The organism is Paenibacillus sp. J22P143 (assembly GCF_059692035.1).
In genome coordinates, this window is the sequence record NZ_JCAUAQ010000008.1 from 124,798 (window position 1) to 147,326 (window position 22,529).

Annotated in this window: 24 protein-coding genes and 1 pseudogene; 13 read left to right on the plus strand and 12 right to left on the minus strand. The window is 47.7% G+C overall.

Going from position 1 to position 22,529, the window contains the following annotated elements:
• Positions 1–27: 27 nt before the first annotated feature.
• The 3 genes and pseudogenes from AC58PQ_RS14755 to AC58PQ_RS14765 all read left to right on the plus strand — a co-directional run.
• Entirely contained in the window at positions 28–777 is a 750-nt protein-coding gene (locus AC58PQ_RS14755; protein WP_497242667.1) for a response regulator transcription factor, read from the plus strand.
• Positions 774–2,138 carry a sensor histidine kinase gene (locus AC58PQ_RS14760; protein WP_497242668.1) on the plus strand — a complete coding sequence of 455 codons (1,365 nt, stop codon included), beginning with the start codon at positions 774–776 and terminating at the stop codon, positions 2,136–2,138. The genes AC58PQ_RS14755 and AC58PQ_RS14760 overlap by 4 nt, the downstream gene beginning before the upstream one ends.
• Before the next feature lie 118 nt (positions 2,139–2,256).
• A pseudogene (locus tag AC58PQ_RS14765) lies at positions 2,257–2,388 on the plus strand (NlpC/P60 family protein); the annotation flags it as partial.
• 80 nt (positions 2,389–2,468) lie between these two features.
• Here AC58PQ_RS14765 and AC58PQ_RS14770 read toward each other — a convergent pair.
• Positions 2,469–2,927 carry a hypothetical protein gene (locus tag AC58PQ_RS14770; protein ID WP_497242669.1) on the minus strand — a complete coding sequence of 153 codons (459 nt, stop codon included), beginning with the start codon at positions 2,925–2,927 and terminating at the stop codon, positions 2,469–2,471.
• Between the two features lie 129 nt (positions 2,928–3,056).
• Between AC58PQ_RS14770 and AC58PQ_RS14775 the strand changes: the two genes are divergently transcribed.
• The 5 genes from AC58PQ_RS14775 to AC58PQ_RS14795 are packed head-to-tail and all read left to right on the plus strand — an operon-like array spanning position 3,057 to position 5,034.
• Positions 3,057–3,281 carry a spore germination protein gene (locus tag AC58PQ_RS14775; protein ID WP_497242670.1) on the plus strand — a complete coding sequence of 75 codons (225 nt, stop codon included), beginning with the start codon at positions 3,057–3,059 and terminating at the stop codon, positions 3,279–3,281.
• Between the two features lie 35 nt (positions 3,282–3,316).
• Positions 3,317–3,526 (plus strand): spore germination protein GerPB, encoded by a 210-nt coding sequence (locus tag AC58PQ_RS14780; protein WP_310501772.1) that lies wholly within the window; start codon positions 3,317–3,319, stop codon positions 3,524–3,526.
• A gap of 34 nt (positions 3,527–3,560) precedes the next feature.
• Complete coding sequence (gene gerPC, locus AC58PQ_RS14785; protein WP_497242671.1) at positions 3,561–4,271, plus strand: spore germination protein GerPC; 711 nt, start codon at positions 3,561–3,563, stop codon at positions 4,269–4,271.
• A gap of 52 nt (positions 4,272–4,323) precedes the next feature.
• Positions 4,324–4,506 carry a spore germination protein GerPD gene (locus AC58PQ_RS14790; protein ID WP_497242672.1) on the plus strand — a complete coding sequence of 61 codons (183 nt, stop codon included), beginning with the start codon at positions 4,324–4,326 and terminating at the stop codon, positions 4,504–4,506.
• A 3-nt stretch (positions 4,507–4,509) separates the two neighbouring features.
• The gene (locus tag AC58PQ_RS14795; RefSeq protein WP_497242673.1) at positions 4,510–5,034 is read left to right on the plus strand and encodes a spore germination protein GerPE; all 525 of its coding nucleotides are present in this window, start codon (positions 4,510–4,512) and stop codon (positions 5,032–5,034) included.
• Positions 5,035–5,279: 245 nt separating this feature from the next.
• Here the strand turns inward: AC58PQ_RS14795 and AC58PQ_RS14800 are convergent, their stop codons facing one another.
• Positions 5,280–6,209 carry a diguanylate cyclase domain-containing protein gene (locus AC58PQ_RS14800; protein WP_497242674.1) on the minus strand — a complete coding sequence of 310 codons (930 nt, stop codon included), beginning with the start codon at positions 6,207–6,209 and terminating at the stop codon, positions 5,280–5,282.
• A 332-nt stretch (positions 6,210–6,541) separates the two neighbouring features.
• On the opposite strand from AC58PQ_RS14800, the gene AC58PQ_RS14805 reads away from it, so the two are divergent.
• Positions 6,542–7,243 (plus strand): response regulator, encoded by a 702-nt coding sequence (locus AC58PQ_RS14805; RefSeq protein ID WP_497242675.1) that lies wholly within the window; start codon positions 6,542–6,544, stop codon positions 7,241–7,243.
• 2 nt (positions 7,244–7,245) lie between these two features.
• On the opposite strand, the gene AC58PQ_RS14810 is transcribed toward AC58PQ_RS14805, so the two are convergent.
• Positions 7,246–7,983 carry a DUF554 domain-containing protein gene (locus tag AC58PQ_RS14810; protein WP_497242676.1) on the minus strand — a complete coding sequence of 246 codons (738 nt, stop codon included), beginning with the start codon at positions 7,981–7,983 and terminating at the stop codon, positions 7,246–7,248.
• A gap of 120 nt (positions 7,984–8,103) precedes the next feature.
• On the opposite strand from AC58PQ_RS14810, the gene AC58PQ_RS14815 reads away from it, so the two are divergent.
• Both AC58PQ_RS14815 and AC58PQ_RS14820 read left to right on the plus strand, forming a co-directional pair.
• The gene (locus tag AC58PQ_RS14815) at positions 8,104–8,337 is read left to right on the plus strand and encodes a hypothetical protein (protein WP_477589110.1); all 234 of its coding nucleotides are present in this window, start codon (positions 8,104–8,106) and stop codon (positions 8,335–8,337) included.
• A 169-nt stretch (positions 8,338–8,506) separates the two neighbouring features.
• Positions 8,507–9,142, plus strand: coding sequence for a thiamine diphosphokinase (locus tag AC58PQ_RS14820; protein ID WP_497242677.1), 636 nt, complete (start codon positions 8,507–8,509; stop codon positions 9,140–9,142).
• Positions 9,143–9,458: 316 nt separating this feature from the next.
• On the opposite strand, the gene AC58PQ_RS14825 is transcribed toward AC58PQ_RS14820, so the two are convergent.
• The 4 genes from AC58PQ_RS14825 to AC58PQ_RS14840 form a co-directional block, all read right to left on the minus strand.
• Positions 9,459–9,950: a GAF domain-containing protein gene (locus AC58PQ_RS14825; protein ID WP_497242678.1), complete on the minus strand. Its 492-nt coding sequence runs from the start codon at positions 9,948–9,950 to the stop codon at positions 9,459–9,461.
• A gap of 148 nt (positions 9,951–10,098) precedes the next feature.
• Positions 10,099–10,788 carry an L-ribulose-5-phosphate 4-epimerase gene (araD, locus tag AC58PQ_RS14830; RefSeq protein ID WP_497242679.1) on the minus strand — a complete coding sequence of 230 codons (690 nt, stop codon included), beginning with the start codon at positions 10,786–10,788 and terminating at the stop codon, positions 10,099–10,101.
• Positions 10,789–10,918: 130 nt separating this feature from the next.
• Positions 10,919–12,148, minus strand: a complete 1,230-nt coding sequence (locus tag AC58PQ_RS14835; protein WP_497242681.1) for an S-layer homology domain-containing protein — start codon at positions 12,146–12,148, stop codon at positions 10,919–10,921.
• Positions 12,149–12,357: 209 nt separating this feature from the next.
• Positions 12,358–12,807 (minus strand): hypothetical protein, encoded by a 450-nt coding sequence (locus AC58PQ_RS14840; RefSeq protein ID WP_497242683.1) that lies wholly within the window; start codon positions 12,805–12,807, stop codon positions 12,358–12,360.
• A gap of 287 nt (positions 12,808–13,094) precedes the next feature.
• Between AC58PQ_RS14840 and AC58PQ_RS14845 the strand changes: the two genes are divergently transcribed.
• A complete protein-coding gene (locus tag AC58PQ_RS14845; RefSeq protein ID WP_497242685.1) occupies positions 13,095–13,661 on the plus strand; it encodes an RNA polymerase sigma factor in 567 nt (188 codons plus the stop codon).
• Positions 13,648–14,961, plus strand: coding sequence for a hypothetical protein (locus tag AC58PQ_RS14850; RefSeq protein WP_497242687.1), 1,314 nt, complete (start codon positions 13,648–13,650; stop codon positions 14,959–14,961). The genes AC58PQ_RS14845 and AC58PQ_RS14850 overlap by 14 nt, the downstream gene beginning before the upstream one ends.
• Positions 14,962–15,048: 87 nt before the next feature.
• Here AC58PQ_RS14850 and AC58PQ_RS14855 read toward each other — a convergent pair whose 3' ends face one another.
• The 5 genes from AC58PQ_RS14855 to AC58PQ_RS14875 form a co-directional block, all read right to left on the minus strand.
• Positions 15,049–15,576 carry a YfiT family bacillithiol transferase gene (locus AC58PQ_RS14855; protein ID WP_497242689.1) on the minus strand — a complete coding sequence of 176 codons (528 nt, stop codon included), beginning with the start codon at positions 15,574–15,576 and terminating at the stop codon, positions 15,049–15,051.
• A 100-nt stretch (positions 15,577–15,676) separates the two neighbouring features.
• Positions 15,677–17,167 (minus strand): HD domain-containing phosphohydrolase, encoded by a 1,491-nt coding sequence (locus tag AC58PQ_RS14860; protein ID WP_497242691.1) that lies wholly within the window; start codon positions 17,165–17,167, stop codon positions 15,677–15,679.
• A gap of 203 nt (positions 17,168–17,370) precedes the next feature.
• Positions 17,371–18,816, minus strand: coding sequence for a flotillin family protein (locus AC58PQ_RS14865; RefSeq protein ID WP_497242693.1), 1,446 nt, complete (start codon positions 18,814–18,816; stop codon positions 17,371–17,373).
• 18 nt (positions 18,817–18,834) lie between these two features.
• A complete protein-coding gene (locus AC58PQ_RS14870; RefSeq protein WP_497242695.1) occupies positions 18,835–19,368 on the minus strand; it encodes an NfeD family membrane protein in 534 nt (177 codons plus the stop codon).
• A 109-nt stretch (positions 19,369–19,477) separates the two neighbouring features.
• Complete coding sequence (locus AC58PQ_RS14875) at positions 19,478–22,510, minus strand: S-layer homology domain-containing protein (protein ID WP_497242697.1); 3,033 nt, start codon at positions 22,508–22,510, stop codon at positions 19,478–19,480.
• Between the last annotated feature and the right edge of the window lie 19 nt (positions 22,511–22,529).

A 22,529-nucleotide genomic window follows, 5' to 3' on the forward strand; every position in this document is an offset into this window, starting at 1 on the left:
TGACGATGGGAGTGAATAGGATCTGCTATGCGTCGCATATTGCTGATTGAAGATGAAGAACGTATCTCTCGCGTGCTGCAGTTGGAGCTTGAGCATGAAGGCTATGAGGTGCTTATTTGTGGGGATGGAAGATCCGGACTGCAAGCTGCCACAAGCGAACCGGTATGGGATCTCGTCCTTCTTGATGTCATGCTCCCAGAGCTCAACGGACTTGAAGTGCTCCGGCGCATTAGGCAGGTAAATGCCGCCCTGCCTGTCATCCTGCTAACCGCACGGGATGCCATTCCAGATCGTGTCAGCGGACTGGATCTAGGCGCCAACGACTATGTCACGAAGCCATTTGCAACGGTAGAGCTGCTAGCTCGCATTCGCAGCCTACTCCGGCAGAAGAGCCTTCAAGAGCAAGCGCCCGAACAGGATCATTTGCTGAAAATCGATGAGCTCAGCATGGATTTGAAGAGCCGCGCCGTCACGCGTGAGGGCATGGCTATCGAGCTGACGCCAACGGAGTTTGATTTGCTGCGTTTCCTGATTCAGCATCAGAATGAGGTGATGTCACGGGAGCAGATCATCACGGAGGTGTGGGGCTATGATTTTATCGGGGATACCAATATTGTCGATGTGTATATCCGTTACTTACGTCAAAAGGTGGACAAGCCCTTCACCACCAAGCTCATTCAGACGATGCGCGGCATTGGCTATTTCATGAAGTCGGAAGCTCAAGAAACATCATCAGAAGGTGGTTCCCCACCTTCTGATGGGAAGGAATCCGAATGAGCCTAAGACTGAAAATAACGCTATGGGTAACCATTGGATTAATGGTGATTCTTTTCTCTAGCTTTACCTTCGTGTATTACATGTTTATTCGCGTCACGACGAAGGGCGAAATTGATCTATTGAAAGATAAAGCCAGTGCTTTGCTGATCAAGGACCTGCCCAATCATCCGGAGTATTGGAAAGACAATATGCAAATGGATGAGCTTCTTATCCCGCAAGAAATGCTGCGGTATATTACGCCGGACTCGAAGGTTGCACATCAGATTTATTCAGATACGAGTCTTGTCAGTTATCCAGCTATCTATGCGACTGAAGCGTCTGAAGCCTTAATAACCGATGCCGATGGCATTCTGCTATTCGTTCGGACACCTGTATACAAGAATGGTGAACAAGTCGCTCTCTTAGAGATAGGCAGAAATCTGAGAAGACTCGGTATGTACTCCGACATGTTGATTTCGATTCTTGTTTTGACTTCCATTGGTGCGCTCATTTCGGCTCTGATCGGGGGTTATTTCTATACGAATGTGCTGTTTCGCCCACTTCAACGATTCATCGCAACCATGCAAACCATTGAGAAAAGCGGTTCATTCCGTCACATTACAATGCCAGCTAAGCAGGCTAATGATGAATTAATGATACTTGCCGCCACCTTCAACCGCATGATCGATAGGCTGCAGGACATGTTTCGTAAACAGGAGCAATTCCTTGCCGATGCGTCCCATGAGCTTAGAACGCCGCTCACGATTATTGAAAGCTACGCCAGCTTACTGCGGAGATGGGCTTCCAGCAATGATCAATTGCGGGAAGAGGCACTGGAAGCCATTGTTTCTGAGTCGGCCCAGCTCAAGCTGCTCACACAGAATCTGCTATCCCTCACGGATACCAACCGTGAAAACTGCGAGCAGAATACGAGCTTTGACCTTCTTCCGCTTGCCCGACAAACCGCGGCCTCGCTCCGCGTCACATCTTCACGCGAGATTCGTGTCCAAACAGAGCTCGATATGAAAGAACTGCCGATGTCGGGTGATCCCTATCAGATTAGACAGCTGCTTATTATTTTAATAGACAACGCATTGAAATATAGCCAACAGATCGTCGACATCCGCATCAGTTTGAACGATACGCGGGTGACCATCAGAGTCATGGATCAAGGCATTGGCATCGCCGAAGAGGACCTGCCCCACATCTTTGACCGCTTTTATCGATCTGATAAAGCTAGGAACCGTAAACAAGGAGGAGCAGGACTTGGACTCGCTATTGCCAAGCATATTGTGCAGAAGCATCAGGGTACAATTGAGCTCCAAAGCAGTATAGGACTAGGCTCCACAGCCATTGTAACGCTTCCACAATCCTGTCAATAAGAACATTATAAGGGGATTCTCATCATTCTCTCAGAATTGGACATTCCTCTTGGTATAGCACGAATTCCAGCGTACCGTGGTAAATCATGTCTTCTCGATCCCTGGTAAGCAAGGCGTCATTCACCATGTTGCCATCTATATGGGCAATAACAAAATCCTTCAAACCTCCGGCGCCGGCGACGTACGTATTACCGATCTTAATAGCGGCACTTGGTCATCCCGTTATATGACAGCACGTCGCGTGTTGTAATCGGACATATAGGCAGTTTATTGAGAGTCCGAACAGATGGAAATGATCCATCTGTTCGGACTCTTTTTGCGTGAAATAGCCTAGTAGCGAATGTACGCCTCATGGTAGTTCTCCTTCAAACCGCGCTTACGAACCTTGATCTCCAACAGTCGCTGCTTATAAGTTACATTTGCTGATCTTGGCAATATGAGCGTTGGAACCTTCACAATACGATTTTTACCATTTGCAAATCCCGTCAGCTTAATTTGATTTGATTTTACGAACACTTGGAGCGCTCTTGGATTTTCTTCTTTGGCAATTTTCACCTTGATAATGACATGCTCATGCGTCTCAAAAATTTCTGTGCCGATGGATCCAGTGGATGAAATGCTGGCATCCATACCTGGCATCGCTTTTTTCAGCATGTCCTGTACATATCCTTCAGCCCACGTCATATTATCTAGAAAGGTCTGCCCTTTTTCGGCGAACGGCAGCTTTTGTCCAAGAAACTTCTCAACCTGTTCCCACTTCAGCCAAGGATGGCGATTAAATCCGCTCAAGCCCATCACCTCATTTTGCTAACAGTATATGTGCCTACTTCCCAATGTGACACCCTCCCGAAAATTCAGAGCACCTCTAGGCGGATACCTCATATACTGTAGGTGTGATAACGCAAGGGGGATCGGATTATGCCAGCTATCGTCGGGAATGTGAAAATTATTAGTGTAGGTTCCAGCTCTGTCGTTCATTTCGGCGATTCCTTCATCATCTCACCGACCAGCTCCTCTAAGACATTTGCCGGAGCAGGTTCATTTAACACAGGGGATTTCCCGCGTGTTTATAATACCTACAGCACGACGGTTACCAACGATTCTGACTTTGTTGAAGCGAATGCAAGCGGCAATATCCTCTGACCAAGGTCAGACAAGAGTGAGGTGTTCCACGGAAAATGAACTGGACCATCCATCAAACCATTATGATTCAACAGTTAAAAGTAAACTCTGTCGCCAACTCATCCGTCCTCCAGATTGGCACCGCTGGATCGATTCGTTCGTTGTCTAATCTGTACAATACAGGCGGTTTCGTAGAGCCTGCTCCCGAGCTTGGAACGAGTGAGGTAAATCCCGTAGCACTTGTTCCTTTGCCGCCAGCAACGTGATTCTATCGAAACTTGGAAGGAGGTGCTTTTCCAAATGAATAACGCGATCACGTGGCAGCAATGGGCCCAGCAGATTAACGCTCATATCGAGATGCAGAAACAACGCATTGATAAGCTAGAACAAACCGTAAGCAAGCTGCAGACGGATCTGAAGATTTTGAAGGAAGAGAAGCGAATTCACATTGATAAAATTGAATATAACTTCGATCAACTTAAGGTTGAAAAGCTCGATGGGACGCTCACGATCGGTATTAGCCCCAGCGCAATAGATCAGATTGAGGATTTCAGTGTGAACGGTAACTCCTTGAACAAAGAGGATAAAGGTGGCGGCATGGGTGCAGGGGACATGAATCCTTTTTACCAAGGCGGACAATATCAAGGGACAGGACCCAATGCGGGAATTGGCACGGCTCCAGAGGCGGGACGCGGAACAGCCGCAAGGCAAGGAAAAGACATACAAGCGGATGTTGCCAGCGGCATTGAACAGTATTTACAGTATGGCGTGCAGGCCGATATCAACAACCTTGAACATAAATATCAGCATCCCCTTGACGAGGATTACAAGGATTTGATCATTGATGATATTCGTAAGCAGCTGGATACGCGTATTCAGCATTATGTGAATCAATATCGCGGCGTAGGGTTCAAAGAACCGTTGGAGGCTGTGACCAATAACATTATGGACAAAACGAAGAATGACATCCTCACTGCGATTGAGACTTACATATCCAGTCTACCCAAATAAATGGTCGTCTTGGGCTGGCGCGTTTAACATTTCGAGGAAAGAAGGTTCAGCGATGTTTAATTTACATGTGGAAAATAAACAAATCTGTGTAGGCGATGTCCGTATTGTCGGGGTATCCAGTGCTTCCATCTTCCTAATCGGCGATACGGAGGTCATCTCTTTATCTTCGATGTTTGATACGCCTCCCGAATCTGTTATCATCGCGCCATTCGTTCCACTTCCTGCGGAGGGATAACCAATGGCACGCCTATCAATCGTTGGCAACATCTATATGAATAGCATAGGCTCCGCAAGTACGATGCATGTGGGGGATAATGTCTACACGGCCCTGCTGAATAGAGTCTTTGCCGTTCAACGCGAAGTGCCTATCTATTATGGGAATGAGGGCAGCTTTGCGGCGTACCCCTTTTACCAGCGTCCCTTTCCAATCCCTCAGCCATCTGAACCTCTCACAATGTGTGTGGATAACTTAGGGAGTTATATTACAGTTCGAAACATTCGCATTCTTGGTGTTGTGGACTCCTCCCTCTTTCAGATTGGCAGCAACCGCGTCAGCAAATCCGAAACACGAATCAAAAATATCCGTCAATTCGTGACCGATAAACCAGGACCCAAAGGACAGAAGACGTTCGTCTATACAGGGACCGAAGACGTCATTGGTAATATCCCGCCCAAGCCATCATCTTCATCAGTAGCAGAAAACAAGCCGCCACACATTGTATATGTCACCCAGCAGCAGCAATCACCACCTGCTGCACAATGAAGGAAGAGCCCGTCCCTCTGCAGTCTGCAGGGGCGGGCTCTTCCTTCTGCCGGCTCACTTTGTGAGCAGCGGCTGGGCGCGGCTTAGCCACCCCGCTAGCCGGCGTGGTCAGCTTTAAGTCGCGGGAGAGCAGCACACTCATCTGCTCCCGCGTCATGCTCTTTAAGCCGAGCGCGCGTACGTTAATCGTCGCCGGCCAAGGAATTAACCCTTGCGCAACGGTTTGTCTCATCGTGTGTCTGTGGCTATACAGATAGCCCATGATTATAAAATTGATAGTGATTTCTCCCCTGGTCCTTCACCTGGTACAAAGCGATATCAACTTCCTTCATCATTTGGGTTGCATCCGTTTGATCAGACTGATACATCGTAATGCCCATGCTGACGGTTGATCGAAAAGCTTGCCCCTGTACATCCCACGCCTGCTCGACACACGCCATGATGCGCTGAGCAATACTTTCGACATGCTTCCTGCAATCCACACCCGGTAATAATATCGTAAATTCATCCCCACCCATTCTGGCGAACATATCACTTTCTCGTAGACAGCCCTGAATCCGGGCGACAAATTCCTGCAAAAAAGCATCCCCGATATCGTGTCCCATCGTATCATTGACGATTTTGAAATCATCGATATCTACATACAAGAGAGCAAAAGCACGATCCGATCGTTTGGCCTGCTGCAGCAGTTGATGCAAATGTTCTTTAAACAGTCGGCGATTCGCCAAGCCTGTCAGCGGGTCATGGAAAGCCATAGCAACGAGGCGACTCTCCTGACTTTTGCGCATTGTACTGTCCTGAAGTGCGAAGGCAATCTCGATAAGCTCACCCTTGTCATTACAAAGAGGGATCGCTGTGCACTCCAACCATAGGTGAGTCTCATGGGTACCTTTCGCTCGAAACTCCAATTTACTGCTTGTTTTTGTTTGTAAGGTATGGACGAACAATTGATATACATCTGCGCGAAACTCCGAATCAATCGCCTCCATGATCTGCCCAGCATGTTCAGGTACATACCCTAGAATCTCATGAAACCGGTTAGAAGCGAAAATTAAATTACCTTGCATATCTAACTGGCAATACAAATCCCATGCCTGCTCGATGATTTGACGTGCTAGGGACGTCATAGGCAACTTTGAATATTTGATAAAATCTGAATCCGTATCATTAAGCATAACTTCTGCCGCCCCCTCTTATGCTTTACTAGAGACTTTGGTAGCTTAGCACGATTACATAAAGTTTATATAAAATCATTCTTAAGTTTAAATCAACGAATCGTCGAAAAATGGTGATTACTGTCGCATATCAAGACGCACGGAAATTTCACCGACCTACTTTGTACCTAAACAACCCTACTAAACATGCTAGAACTTCGCTCTATGGCAATAAAAGGATAGAAATTATTAGGAGAATCGTTCTATAATGTAGGTAATGTCTGTACAAGTTGAAGTGGGAACACCCTTCTTACTTTAGGAGTTGTTTCATTACTGAGGGGGATTTTTCAATCATGGCGGGAGAAACAATTTTAGTCGTTGATGACGAGCAAGAAATTGTCCAATTAATTCAGCTCTACTTGGCTCGTGAAGGCTACAAAGTAATCAGTGCTAATAACGGACATGATGTGTTTGGAATTGTGAGAGAACAACGACCTGATCTTATTATTCTGGATATTTTGCTGCCAGGACTTGATGGTATAGAGGTGTGTCGACAGCTTCGCAAAACGAGCAATACACCGATCCTGTTCATCTCGTGTAAAAGCGAGGATATTGACATCATTCTTGGTCTCAGCATGGGTGGCGATGATTACATGACGAAGCCATTCAGTCCAAGTCAGCTTGTGGCTAGGGTCAAAGCTCTCCTTCGCCGGAACTCGATTCGCGAGCAGCATCAGGATGATCCGCAATTGGTCAAATTCCCAGGACTAGAAATCGATCTCGTTAGCCACATCGTACGAGCGAATGGACAAACGATCTCCCTTTCAGCCAAGGAATTTGATTTACTGTCCCTCATGGCCAAAACGCCAAATCGCGTGTATAAAATCGAGCACTTGTTTGAGCTCATCTGGAGCTTGGACAGCATGGGCGACCCACGCACACTCATTGTACATATCAGCAATTTACGCAAAAAAATAGAAGTTAATCCAGCAGAGCCTCGCTACATCATTACGGTAAGAGGCGTTGGATATAAATTTAACGGATCCGCTATTTAAATTTAGCGATGGAGCCAATCGGTTATGAGTTGCTGAAGCGGCACCGCGGCCGCGGCAATGACAAGTGCTGGCAGCATATTCGCCACGTTCATTTTTTTGATTTGCAAAATATTGATACCTACGCCGATAACTAGGACGCCGCCTACAGCGGTGATTTGGACAATCATCGCGTCCAACGACGCTTGGCTGAACGCCATGGCAATCACTGTAGCTAACAATGCGATCGTTCCTTGCATCACAAAAACGGATACTGCCGAGAAGACAACGCCAATCCCCAAGGTAGAAGCGAAGATGATGGATAAGAACCCGTCGAGCAGCGACTTGGTGTATAAAATATCGTGATTATGCCGCAGCCCGCCATCCAATGGACCTAATATCGCCATGGCGCCGATGCAATAGATGAGTGTACAAGTGACGAAGCCTTCCGATATGCTGGCTGGTGCTGCTGGATGAGACGTCGGTTGCTTGCTCATCTTGGTCTGAAGCCAGTCGCCTAGCTTCGTTAGATTGGCTTCGATCCGCATCAACTCTCCGAGAATACCGCCAACCACAATACTCATGATGACGATCACAATTTGATCTGATTTGAGTGCCATTGTAATACCAAGCACAGTTATGGCGAGCCCTAGGCCCTGCATGACTGTGTTTTTTATACTTTCTGAGATGCGGGGCAGCAGTATGCCGAGTAATCCTCCGATAATAATGGCCACTGCATTCACGATCGTCCCCCATAAAGCCATGCCTTTCATTCCCCTTTGCGTACAATCTCTGATGACCTTCTCATTCTACATGATTCTCCTCATAATTTCCTGCGACGTTGGAAATGGTAAGGATAAGCAACAGGAAAGGAGGCACAGTGAATGTCTAAAGACAAAACAATGGATCCCATGACAGGCGATACGGTTGAAACCGACGGTATTTATGCGAATGAGGCTGGGCAAGAGGTTACGCTTAAACGAGGTGATGAGTTTCCAGCCGATCTTGTTCTAGGACGCAGCACGTATGAGCTGCAAGGCTTTGCCGATGAGGCGGAGATTGATCACGATCAATCGGAGCTTAACCCTATGCGCAAGCGCGTAGATGCACGAACCTAAGCAGCCGAGCATGTTTCTCTAGCTTGATGCACAGACAAACCGAGCAGCCCCAATGGCTTCTCGGTTTTTTGCTCGAAAGTAAGGTCCTGACAGGTCAGCGTAACCGTTTATTTCATCTGTGCTATACTAAGGGGAAGATACTGGTTAATTTGCCCTGGGGGATACGGATATGACACGCATACTAATAATCACAGGCGGCACACTGGGTGATTGGGCTTTAGAGGAGATTCGGTCGGAAGACATCCTTGTAGGTTCAGATCGTGGGGCGCTTTTTCTCATTCAAAACGGTTATAAACCCCATATTTCAATGGGGGATTTCGACTCCGTGACTGCTGACGAGCTCGCCCTTATTCGAGCTTCTAGCAAACAGTTCATTGATTGTGATCCTATCTACAAGGATTTAACGGATACGGAGATGGCTTTTAACTGGGCGTTGGATCAAAACCCAAGCCAAATTCTACTCGTCGGGGCACTAGGTACGCGGTTCGACCACTCGCTGGCCAATGTGCATTTGCTCCGCAAAGGCATGGCCCAAGGGATTCCATGTGCGATTATGGATGCCAACAATCTCATCATGGTGATCGATCAATCCACAAGCGTACGAAAGGGTCCGTACACACATATTTCGCTGCTGCCTCTTAGCTTGGAGGTCACGGGGATCACGCTGCATGGCTTCCAATACCCCCTTCAGCAAGCGAAACTTGAAATTGGGATGTCGCTTGGAATCAGCAATATTCTCCTTGAGCCGAAGGGTCTCATCGAATTGTCGTCAGGCATACTACTGGTTATTCAGAGCAAGGATTAGCCATATGATTGCGTTAAAAAGTTGGAGATTCGACACGCTATTCTACGCCTAAGATCGGCTAATTCTGTTACAATAAAGGATAGGCTAGTCATTTATGAAATATTGAGGTCGTTTAAGCATGTCCACTGTCCAAGAGAACCTTGTGAGAAATCAGTGAAAGTACACATCGAGAAAATTATGGATAAAGTCGGAACGCGATCGATGCGTAATCTCTTATCCGCTATTATTAGCACCGACGCTTACCCTTCATAATGAGCCAAAAGAACCGCCAGCTGCTTTTAGCAGTTGGCGGTTCTTTGATTGAGGAGCGACCCAGCTACATCGCAGCGGCGAGCTTTTGCACAAACAGCTCCAGATAGCGCTGATCAATGTCGTCGAATCGACTGAGGCTCGGACTGTCGATGTCCAGTACGCCGACGAGCTCGCCACCCGCAACAATCGGGATTACGATCTCCGATTGCGAAGCTGCATCGCAGGCGATATGCCCCGGAAATGCGTGGACATCGGGAACAAGCACAGTTTCCCTACGCTCAGCAGACGTACCGCAAACCCCTTTACCGAAAGGGATTCTCACGCAAGCCGGCAATCCTTGAAAAGGTCCCAACACGAGCTCCTTCCGCTCAAGCTGCTCATCCACCAAGTAGAACCCTACCCAGTTCACGTCCTCTAGAAATTGCCCAAGCAATGCAGACGCATTCGCCAGATTCGCAATGCGGTTCGGTTCATCATGTATCAAAGCGTGGGCTTGCCCAATCAGCAAGGTATATTGTTCTTCTCTCGTTCCACTATAGTTCGATTTCGTAAACATCTGTCATCATCCTCTTCTACCTAGTCTATCTTTCATCATACCAAATGAATGGCATCACGCCAAAAGGGTGTGATGGAGCAAACGCAGCAGGGGGTATCGGCAAAAAAAAGGACAATCGGCTGATTCAGCCGACTGCCCTCGATAAATCTTATTTTTGCCCGTAATAAGCGTTTGCTCCGTGTTTCCTTAGGAAATGACGATCCAGCAATGTTTGGTCCATAGGCTGAATCGATGGGTTCAAATTGTACGTACGATACGCGATCTTCGCAACCTCTTCTAAAACCACTGCGTTATGAACCGCATTGTGTGCGTCCATGCCCCAGCTAAATGGCGCATGGCAGTTCACAAGCACGCTCGGAACCATCGCTGGATCCAACTCGCGGAAAGTCTCAATAATAACATTGCCTGTCTCTAACTCGTAGGCTCCTTGAATCTCAGCCTCTGTCATCAGACGTGTGCACGGCACTTCGCCATAGAAGTAATCCGCATGCGTCGTACCCAACGCCGGAATGCCTCGACCCGCTTGCGCCCAGCTTGTTGCCCAAAGCGAATGCGTGTGAACGATACCGCCAATAAACGGGAAAGCGCGATACAGCGCAAGATGCGTTGGCGTATCCGAGGATGGCTTCATTTGGCCTTCCACAAGGTTACCCTGCAGATCAACCACGACGAGGTCTTCTGCTTTCAAATCCTCATAAGGTACGCCGCTAGGCTTAATCACGACAAGCCCCTGTTCTCGATCGATTCCGCTGACATTTCCCCATGTAAAGGTGACAAGACGATATTTGGGCAGATCCAAATTTGCTTCCAATACTTGTTGTCTCAATTTATCTAGCATCTGAGCTCAACACCTTCCGATAAATGTACGTATGATATCACCATTATACACTTGTACGTACATGTTAGCTAGATGTTTCGCAATTAATGGATATTTAAATAAACTTGTATGTACAGCTTGTCCAAACCTATTAAGAATAAATGATAGAGAAAACGATCGTCTTCCCATCCGACTCCAATCGTGTTTCCACCGAGAAGTTACCGATTTGCGTCGTTGTTGTTTCAAGAACACCTTTCGCAGCTGCACGCCCGCACGCATCCGTAAATTGACGATTGAAAATGTCTGCGTCATACCCAAATAGGAAATCCGTGAACTTACGAATGCTTTCCGTATTGCGGGCAAGCACCCCATCCTCCAGTTGCACCGTTACCCCATAGGTAGCAAACTGTGGATCCAACCATAGGGAAGCCTCGTTGCTGTTGCGCGCTCCTGCCGTTGCCCCGCTCAAAGTTTGCGCTTTGGCTTCCGCATTTCGAAATAGACGCAGCGTCGTCTCTTCCAAATCGTAATTCGTCCCGCGCAGCTTGCCTGCCTCTTCCATCACTTCGTACGCTTGCAGCATACGCTCATCTGGGAAAACGAGCTTCTTATAGCTGCCATCCTTGGTAGGCACCACTTTGATGAATGCATCGTTATCGTTCTTCACGATAAGCCGCTTCGATTTCGTTTGCAGTCGTGTAATGATTTGCAGTGCTTCGGCACGTGTCACATATTGTCCTACACCAAAGTAACCGTTCGGATACCCTTCCATGATCCCTTTGGTCATCGACTCACCGATAAACTTCTGCTGTCTGCTCGTTGCGCTCTGCAGATCGCCGAATTGGGATGCGGCCTGAAGACTGTACGTTTCATCCTCCAGATATTCGGTCTCCTTCAACAAATAGTACAAAATCTCAGCAACATCTTCCCGCTTCAAGGAAGCTTTATAATCAACGAATTGTCCCTTACTAATAAAATGAAGATCGCTCGCCAAATCCAAGTAGGGCTTCGCCCAGTAACCGACGGTGTTCGGCCTAAACGTGAAGTCCCGGTAATCCTGCTGCAACATATTTTGATTACTCGCACTCAACGTTTGCAAAAAGCTTGTTTTCCACTTCCGTTCGCCATTCGGGAACTTATCTGTGAAGGCTAACAGCACAATTTTCACAAATTGGTCTGCGGTGACAGTCTCATCAGGTCGAAAGGTCCCATCTGGAAATCCATCCAGTAAACCCTGCTGTACCATTTGAACGATCGTCTGCTCCGCCCAATGTCCTCCAATATCCTTGAATCCCGCTGCTTCACTTCTACCTTGCAGGCTACCTATCGTTAATAGGCAACCGATTGTTGCAATCGTCAGCCATTTCGTCCATCGTTTCATCGTATTTTCTCCGCTTCTATCCAAATTTTCGGCACTTACTTCCACCATTCTCTAGAATAAGCCTTCTACTAGTCTTTGAGAACATGCTAAAAAGCCCATTCACCCAGGCAGGATATGCCCACCATTACTGGGACTATAGCCGTATGAAATGGCAAAAAGACCCTGCCCTCTACTAGGTAGAAAGCAAGATCCGTTATCTCGAACGATGATTAACCTTTTCTTTTCGCGCCTGTTACCGCCTTGGCCGAGTTGTAATAACGCATCCAGTCGACGATGTACATCATTTTAGCTAGGTAATCGGGTGCACTCCCTTGTAAATGACTGTACTGTTCTTCTTGCAGCAGTTGGTGCAGCTCGTACCCCTTCGTAAAAAGGGCCTTGGTGAATGCTTCTTCCGTTTGGGGCTTGTAGAGATCTGTTCCTCGGGAAAGTTCAATTTCCTCAATAATCGTACCGCGATAGTAGGGGTAAACATTCACCCGCAGGCCCATATCGATGTAAGCTAAACCTGTATATTCAAAAGGAAGCCAAATTAAATTCGTCTTCTTGTCTTCTAGCTTCACGGTGTACACTAAACCTAAGTTCAGGGCAATCGGCTGCGGATAATTACTTATTTGTCCGGATCGCAAATGATCTGCTATATGCTCAACGAAATTCATGCTGCTCTTCCTCTCCGAAGGATCTAGTCCTTCCTTCATATTGCGTGCTAAAGCGCTTCGTTGTCAACTCCTACTTTTTCTCTTGTCTAGGCACTATCTCCTGCCAATTACGACCTAGCTTACTAGGAATTCCTTCATACGGATTAAGGCATGATCAGGCGGAAGAATGAATACGTTCAGATGAGGCATAAAGGGGCGGCGGCTTACGAATGGTGTGAGTAATGTTATTATTTGGGGAAAGTGAACTTTTCACGAATTCATGCGTCTATATAGGAGAGGTGAGAGAATTGGAAACGACCGGTGTCCATGTATTTGATTATTTGAAGTACATCGCAGAAACAACAGATCAGAAGGTGATCCTTCGCAATTTAATGGAAGCCTACGGAAATGATGTGTGGAATTATGCATTTAGCATTTGTCGCAATAAAGATGCAGCCGACGATATTGCCCAGGATGCTTTCTTAAAAGTATATCGCAATCTGACGACTTTCCGTGGTGAAGCTGCGGTAAAAACTTGGTTGCTTACAATAACCCGCAACACTGCTTATGATTATATGCGCAAAGCATTTTGGCGCAAGGTGACCCTTGTAGGCTTCGTCCAATCGGGTGGGACCTCAAGCTCTGCAGAAACAGAAGCAGTCGAAAATTTATATGCAAGTGAGATTTGGCAAAAGGTCATGTCTTTATCCGCAAAATATAGAGAAATTTTAATTCTTCACGCGCATTATCAGATGACCACCAAGGAAATGGCAGCTATTCTGGCCATCTCGGAAGGAACGGTTAAATCCAGGCTTCACCACGCCAGACTTAAGGTTCTTAGTCTGAAGGAGCGTGAAGCGCTTGAAAACTCCTGAACCAGATGACCTCCAGAAGCAATTGGAAGATGGGCCCCTTCAGCAGAAGGGGTTCACCTCCAAGCTTCAGCATGACATTGAGGAAAAGATTCGACACAAGGAGCGAAACAAGTCCAAGGTAAAGCCTCTTCTCTGCGTCGCTGGTTTGGGTACTGTCTTGGCTGTCGTCCTTCTTTTCCCATGGCACACCCTGCATACGCAAAGCGAGGCTGCTGCTCTCGAAGGGAAGCTGATGACGGCGGAAGTAACGGTCTCCACTCCCCCTCCTGCTCCCATCAACACAGCGTTGCTAATTGGACTACGGACGGAGCACGAGCCTTCCACAAGCGATCCAGGAAGCGTTCTGCCGCCGCTTCGTTACAGCACCTATCGGACGATGCTCATAGCACCCGTTCGCGGGCAATTGCAGAAAACCTCTGAAGGCACGGGGATTTTGATGCCGTATAAGCAAAATTTCTGGAAAATCGACTCCCTCACACATACAACTCGTACCGGTGAGTCCCACTATTTATCTGCTCATTTGGCTGATCAGCCTGCTAAGTCTGAACGCTTCGCGGATCAAGAGTTTAATCGCGTTGAAACACTGTTGTTTGCAGGCAACCAATATGTCTCTGTTGCCGAGACTGAGGAAGCTCGGAATGGGAATGCGCCCTACCGTGCCGATCGTATCTGGACGCGCACGCTACCGCAATTGAAGGAAGCGCGTACCATGCAGTTCAACAAAAAGCCAGTGGACAAGAACCATGTGTCCATTATGGATGTCTTTGGTGCAAGCATGAGCAATGAGCTTGCCTCGATGTCGAGCGTCGGAGATAATGCGTTTAGTGAGGTTTCTGGGCAAAGCTGGACGGTGCAGCGTAAGCCAGGCCAGTGGGTTGGCTTAGTTGCAGAAACAACGAAAGCTGGTTCATCACGACCTGATTCTTACGTGCTTCGCGATTTCCCACGCGAGCTGCCGGATAAAGTCGTCAATCACGACGACATCTGCTGCTCATGGAGCAATATCAAGTCCTCGTGGCCGCAAGCCACGGATGTGTTAACCTCGCCGATGGACGATATGCTTGTCATTTTCGAGGGGGATAAGCTCAAATTCTACTCCTACGGGCAGGCACCTGGCAGTATACCTCAGCTTACCTTGGATTTGCAGCCTGGCGAACAGCTTGTCATGGCGCAATGGGCCACCGATCACTATGTCCAGGAATGGATTGAGAAAGTCGGTCGCTATTTGTCGGTTGAGACTGGGATGGTGAGAAGGAGCCCCTCGACGGCGGCAGCCAAAGAGAGTGCTGCCACTCGCTGAAACATAAATACACAACAGCATGATGCAAAAACCCGCTATGTCTCTTGGACGTAGCGGGTTTTATTGCGATTGCAGCTACGCTGGTGATTACCAGCCATTGCGATCACGCAAACTCGTGATATGAGCACTATGATGATTACCGTGCCAAGCATAGTTGCCAACATTCCAATCCAGTCGAATCGTATTCCCCGACTCTGGATGGACGAAAGCGCGCGCAAACTGCTCATGCTGCATATCGCGAAGAAGGATCATCCAGCGGCTGTGCAAAGCGTCTAGCAGCGCAAGCGACAGCTCGACTGGCGCGGACTTCCCGTCGCTAAGCTCAGCCCAGCGATCCTCGTAATACGGCCGAATCGTCGGCTCGTCTTCTGTCAGTGCTAATTTGAACCGTGTGTAGCTGTTCATATGGCTGTCTGCGACGTGATGCACCACCTGACGCAGAGTCCACCCTCCAGGGCGATACGGCGTGTCTAACTGCTCGTCCGAGAGCCCAGCGACAGCCTCACGCAGTCTGCTTGGCGTAAGCTCAATGTCAGTCATCCACTGATGGAGCTGTGACTCCGAGATCTCACCTTCGTGCTCAAACAATCCGATCGGGAAACGCAATGTATCCATATGACCAACCTCCTTTGCTCCTATTATAACTGAGGGTGATTGGGCTGGCGAGAAGTAGCCCTACTCCCCCGCTAAAAAGTCTATCCTACCACTCCTGCAACTACGCTTTGTACGCATCCATAAAGCCCTGAACAAAGCGGGGATCCCACTGGGTCCCCTTCCCCTCCTCGAGAATGGCCATCGCCTTCCGGGAAGGCATTCCCTTCCGATATGGACGATCGGACGTCATCGCATCGAACGCATCGGCTACCGCAATGATGCGACCGAAAACCGGGATATCCTGGCCCTTCAGGCCATCCGGATATCCGGCACCATCATAGCGCTCATGATGTGAGCGCACGCCCGGAAGCAAGGGAGCCATCGCCTCAGCAGGCTCAATCTGCTTCAGAATCGACTCACCCAGATCAGGGTGACGCTTGATTTGCTCGAATTCCTCTTCCGTTAATCGGCCATCCTTCAAGAGAACTGCATCGCGCACGCCGATTTTGCCGATATCGTGCAGCAGCGCTGTCTTGTTCAACCAATCGAGCTCCTGCTCGCTCAGGCTCACCGCTCGTCCAATCAGCAAAGAGTACTCGGCAACGCGAGTTGAATGCCCTGCCGTATACGCATCTCGAGCATCGAGAGCTGCTGCAAGTGTAGCGTAATAGCTCTGCAGGAGCTGATTGTTCGTTTTTTCACGGGCATCGAGGCCCTTCACCATATGGTTAAAGCCCGCAAACAACCGCGAGAACTCATCCGAGTATAAGTCAGAGGCCCTTACTTTGAGATCACCGGATTGAACTTGCTTCATCACGCGATGTAAATCTTCGATCGGCTGTTGAATATCACTGGCCAGCATGTGTGCACCTAAGGAGGAGAAGCCGACGCCCAGCAAAAGAATAATCGCCGCCCACTTCCAATAATCAGCGATCAGCTGGGAGGAATCCACACTTGTGCTCAACCGAATTTGCGTTGCTAAGCTAAAAAGAAATAGCGGCATCGTGCCGATGAGAAACGCACTCAGCTGAAACTTCCGCCCAATCGACACGATCACGCGTCCATCCAACGAGACGTCTTCGCCATAAATTCGCTGCCCTAACTCGCGTATATGTATCAGCATGGGCCGAATGGCTTGCGCCGTCGTAAAAAACTCAAGCAACGCATGCATACTGGCTACCAGTATGGCACCTATGCCCGCTAGCCCGATATAAAAAGCAGGCAATGTCAACCAACCCCACGCAATCCCTATGCTTGCCATGGTCATAGCAGGAATAGATAACCCCAAAAAGTGCGGCCCCATGATCCGCATCACTGACAAGGCAGGAAATCGATGTGTCTGTAAGTACGCCGCTCGAATTGTCGCCAGCGACGGCGTCTCTTGACCCATCATTTCACGAATAGGTCTCATGTGCCTCCGAAACACCAGAAACTCGGCAAGCATCATCACACATAACGAGGAAATCATGATGATAAAAACACGATACAGTTCAACATTCGAAATCGAGAGTGTTGTCGAAATAATGACACCACCTACAACTAGAACAGCAATACCCGAACCCAGCATATAATTTCGTAAAAGATCACGTAGAAATTTCCTATATATGAGCATAGAACACCCGCCTCTATTAAAAACTAGCCTCACTGCGAAATAGACTCGCACACCTCCATTGTAGCGTAATCTGATAAATTCCGCTTGCTATCTCTATGATTTTGGGCAGGTATTCTACCATTTTGATCCAAAGAAATAGGCCATACTCTACAATTGAGAGTATGACCTTGATTGTTGGGTGCGTGTGCGCCCGCCCCCCATCCTTACCCTTCCCGCTTCAACGTCGGGTCGGCGTCCGTCCCTAAGAACGCGCGTGCCAAGTCGGTCACGCTTTTGCCCGTGAGCGTCTGGGTGATCTCCGGCACCTGGGCGATCATTTTGGCGATATCGCCGGTTATGCGATTCACTCCTGACGTCGAACCGTCCTGAGAGATCACGGTGATTTTATCCACATTGCTCAGCGGCGCCGCAATTTTCTCCGCTAGCTCCGGCAGGATGCGGAGAATTTCCACCGTAACCGCCGCCTGCGTGTACTGCTTATAAGCTTCGGCTTTTTTCTCCAGCGCCTCTGCTTCCGCAAGCCCCGCTAGGCGCACAACCTCCGCGTTCGCCTTCCCTTTGGCGAGCTCCGCTTCCGCCGTGGCTTCGCCGCGCTTTCTCGTCGATTCCGCGTCCGCCTCGGCTTCAAGAATTTGCCGCTGCTTGCTCACCTCAGCGCGCATAATAGCCGCCAGCTTCTCCGCCTCGGCTGGCTTAATGACAGAGGCCTCGAGCTCCTTCTGCTTCAGCTCGACCTCGATCTGGCGAACGGTTTTGTTCGCCTCCGCTTCCATCTGACGGATACGTACCTGTTCCGTCACGAGCAACTGTTGAATTTGCTTTTGCTTCAATTCATAGGCCAAATCCGCTTCCGCCTGACGACTCGTCGTCTCCTGCTTGAACTCGGCTTCCTTCATGCTGAGCTCCTTGCGGTACTGGGCCTCCTTCGCCGACGCGGCGCTCTCCGCTTCAATCGTCAATTGGTGCGCTTCCGCCTTGCGAATGGCCGATTCCTTCTCCGTATCCGCCTGCCGAATTTGAATATCTCGCTCGACTTCCGCTTTGGCAATGCTCGCGCTTTTGCGAATCCGCTCCACCTCAGGTACACCCAAGTTCTCGATGTAGCCCTGATCGTCCGCTACCCGCTTCAGCACGAAGGAAATGAGGTTGAGCCCCATTTTATCCAAATCCTCTGAACACGTTTCCCTCATCTTGCTGTTGAGTTCATCCGGGTTCTTGAGAATCGATTCTACCGTCAATTGCCCGACTAACCCCCGTAAATGTCCTTCTACGGAATGTAAAATCATCGCCTCCCGCTCCGCCATTGAGTGATCGAGGAACTGCTCAGAAGCGGTTGCAATCGCGATGGGATCACTTTGGATTTTGATTTGAGCGACAGCTTCGATTTTGAGACGAATACCTTGCAGCGAGAACATCGGCTGGTCGGGCTTCACATCAAAGCTCGTGAGCATCATGGAGATTGTTTTGTAGCTCTGAAAGCCGGGGATCACGAACGTCCCGCCGCCTTGCACGACCCTTTTGCCACCTAAACCATACACGATCATTGCTTCATTCGGCGGCACTTTCTTATACGCTTTAACAATTGAAGCTAGTAAGATGAAAACAACAACTACAATTGCAACTACCATAATAAGTACGGAATACATCATATCTGCCTTACCTCCCCATCATTCAAATTCACTAAATTCCGTCACCGTAGCAACACCTTTGCTTATGTTCAAAATAACAACCTTCGTCCCTTTCGCTAGGGACTCACCGTTCTCGGAACGAACACTGATGGAGCGCGTGGTTCCTTTGAGCACATACACCATTTCACCCATGTTTTTCCCGATAATCGGAACTGTCAGCTTGCCTAACTGACCGCTAAGCTCAAAATCGCTCTCCTTCATGCTGTCATCATGCTTATAAATGACCTTGGCATACAAAAGGAAGAAGAGCCACGCCATCACAAAACCAGCAGTAATGGCAAGGACTAGAATGAGTAAACCACTCGTCATACCAACCTTGTTAAGGATGTACCCCATGCCGCCGAACACGGTCAAACCCGCAAGCAGCGAAGACATGTTGAACATCGAGGGTCCACCATGCCCATGTGCACCGCCAGCATCCCCATGCAGCTCGAAGCTATCCACACCGAAGAGTGTGATGAGCAACGTCAGTACGAGGCCTACAAAAAAACAAACAATAAACAACGTCATCATCGGCTTTACCTCCCACATAAATATAGACGAAATTGGGAATAAAAGGTTTCGTTTCAAACTTGTACAAAAAAATCCCCCTACACAAGTAGGAGGATCTCCGATGAGAGCTTTAATTAATGAAATCTACATATTGCAAGAATCGTTTGAGCATAACCGTCGCTTGGGCTCTGGTTGCACTTTCTTGAGGTCCAAACGATTGCTCCGTCAAACCATTTACAATGTTAGCTGCAAGGGATTGAGCTATGGCTGATTTAGCCCATTCACTCATTGTACCGCTATCTGTGAAGCTGGAAAGCTTCTCTTGCGACAATGACTGTGCCTCTTTACCCGCAAGCTTCAGAGCACGCGATATCATCACAGCCATTTGTTCTCTGGTAATGTCCGCATTCGGAGTGAATTCTCCCGCGCTGTTGCCTTCAACAAGTCCTAGCTTGGCAGCAGTACCTACTGCGCCTGCAAACCAATCATCCTTCTTCACATCTACAAAAGTGGAGGAACTCGCATCTGATTGTAAGGCTAGCGCAGAAACGAGCATGGAAGCAAATTGTGCACGAGTTACGTGTTGCTCAGGTGCGAAGTTCGTTTCGTCCAATCCCTGAACAATGAACTTGGACGCCAGCAATTCGATGTCAGCTTTTGCCCAGTGTGTGCTAATATCTTTAAACGTTTTGTTTACTTCAACAAGTGTGTACATGCTATTATGCGGTGATTTAATCGTGATCTCCGTCTTGCCATTCACATGTGACACAATAGCAGGAATGAATGTCATCTTACCTGTTACCGGGTCAAATGAAACGACTGTTGTTTTGTCACCGTCTACTGTTGATGGAACAACAATTGTCCGCTCCACATATGTGCCTGAGAAATCATTGATTTCTACCTTCGTAGAACCCGATTCTGCTGTAATGGTAAACTCGATCGGATTGGCCAGTAGCGTTTTCATGCCTGGATTCGCTTGTTGAAGCACTTCGTAGGATTTCTCCGAAGCCTTCGTCACGGAAATCGTCACAGTCACATCTTTGAGATCCTTGTTTAATTGCTTTGCAATGTCTTTGAAAATGCTAACTGGCACCTGATAGGCACCTGCGTCCGATTGAATAGCGAGCAAGATATTTTCATTGGATTTCATCGCTTCGAGCAAAGACGCTGCGGGAATTTCGATTTTGGTCCCAGCTTCTGTGCCTGTCGCATCCAATGTGATGATTTGATGATCGTTATCGTTCTCTTTAATGACATCGATCGCTTTTGTGATGACGTCCGCATCCAGCTTCACGCGGGAAACCTCTTTACCGTCGGAGTCTTTTTCCTTCGTCGTGAACTTGCTTGTATCCACGTTAACTCCCTCGTCTGAAGCCTGAGGCGAGTTATTCATAGGAAAGAAAAACATCGGTGGAGGAGTTTTCAATGCCGCTATCTTCGCTAGGGCATCTGTTAATTTGGTTTGATCTGCTGTACTTATCAGGGTCTTCTGAGCAGGTGTCAGTAGATCGAACGCTGCTTTAGCCGCGTTTACAGCTGCTTCATTTGCTAATACTACGTCCTTAACTGCCGGCAGAGCTGTAATTTTGGCTGTTACTGCAGCGGCTGCATTGGCATCAACACTCGATGATTCTTTAACACTAACTAGCCGTTCAGCACTATAAGTATCCACAAAAACATCATAGTAACTACTATAATCTTCAAGTAAAGAAGTAATTGCTGCAGTAAATTTGCTACCAGACCATTTAGGTAACTGAATCTCATTGCCACCACTTGTAGATGACATTTGAAGTACATAGGACTGATTAGCCTCTAACGCGGTATCTAGATTTAAAACCACTTCACTTGGTTTCCACGCAGCGAATCGGGTCACACCCTTAATTACAACCTCACTTTGATCAGACACTTTAATTAATCGGAAATCTGATGCGGCAGTGACATCATTATAGATGGTTGTTGAATTATTGGGTGTGAACTCTCCGTTTCTCCATGGATCGTATGGGAATTCGATTGAAAGGAACTTTGCCTGTCCTCTTGAAGGTGTAAAGCGTGCAATATCTTCGGAGGGTTGCATCCAGTGTCCTTGATCTTTCTTATCGAACAGTAAACTCGGCGTTTCGGCAAAAATTCCTGCCTGAATGCTACTATATTGATACATATCAAAATATTTTCCATTATAATCGTCAAATGCTGTCGTGCTAGACACATATGAGTTTGTAGTATAGCTTCGATTGTCAGGCGTCGTAATCGTTATTGTATAGTTGTTCAATGGGAGATCGAAGTAATACCCCAGAGCATAGTCAACCCTATTCCCATACCCATAAACATCATTTGAGAGCAGATAGTGTCCTACTGATGTGTTTCCACTAAGGTCTGTGTTATCATACGAAAGTGTATAAACACTTGCTCCTGTCACATCTTTGACTGTTACTATCGTGCCTTTTTGAGCGAGTCCATGTAATTGAATGACCCCCCTATACTTAAATCCATTATACTCCGAGGAAGGCGTTAATTGCAGCGTTTCGCTCGGTTCAGACTCATTCCCAACGACATCAATAGCCCGAACTTGTACATTATTAGTTAAACCACCGATTGTGTACGGAAACTCGAAGTGGTTTCCATAGATTTCTGACCATTTCTGATTATTGACATAAATGGCGTACCTATTTGATTGTAGGGGCTGGGGAGAGACATCCCAGGAAACCAGCCAATTTCCTTTTCGATATATGCCTGACAGTCCCGTCGGAGCGTTCAACTTAAACTCATTTTCGTAAGTATACACAACTCCACTAACATTATTCTTGGTTGAGTATACAGGTGTGCTACCTTCATAAACAGCAGTTGTAACAGGTTTGAGGCCTAGCCAACTATTCCCTTCACCATCCAAACTATAATAATAAGAATTATCAATTATATTCTCAAATGGTAAATCAGTAACAACTTTCTTCGTCCCATACGTCGCATCGTTTACACTCACCGATAACGATGGCTTGTCCGAGTAAATATATCCGTAAACTTTACCTGACACTGAATCATACTGTAAATAAAACAAACTTGCTGCCGACGCCACGATCGGGATAAAGATGTTCAACAAAAATAAACATACAACTGCTGCCGAGATCCTTTGTGTAAGCCTTTTAGTTATGTTTCGTTGTGATTGCAAAATAAAAGTTCCCCCTTGT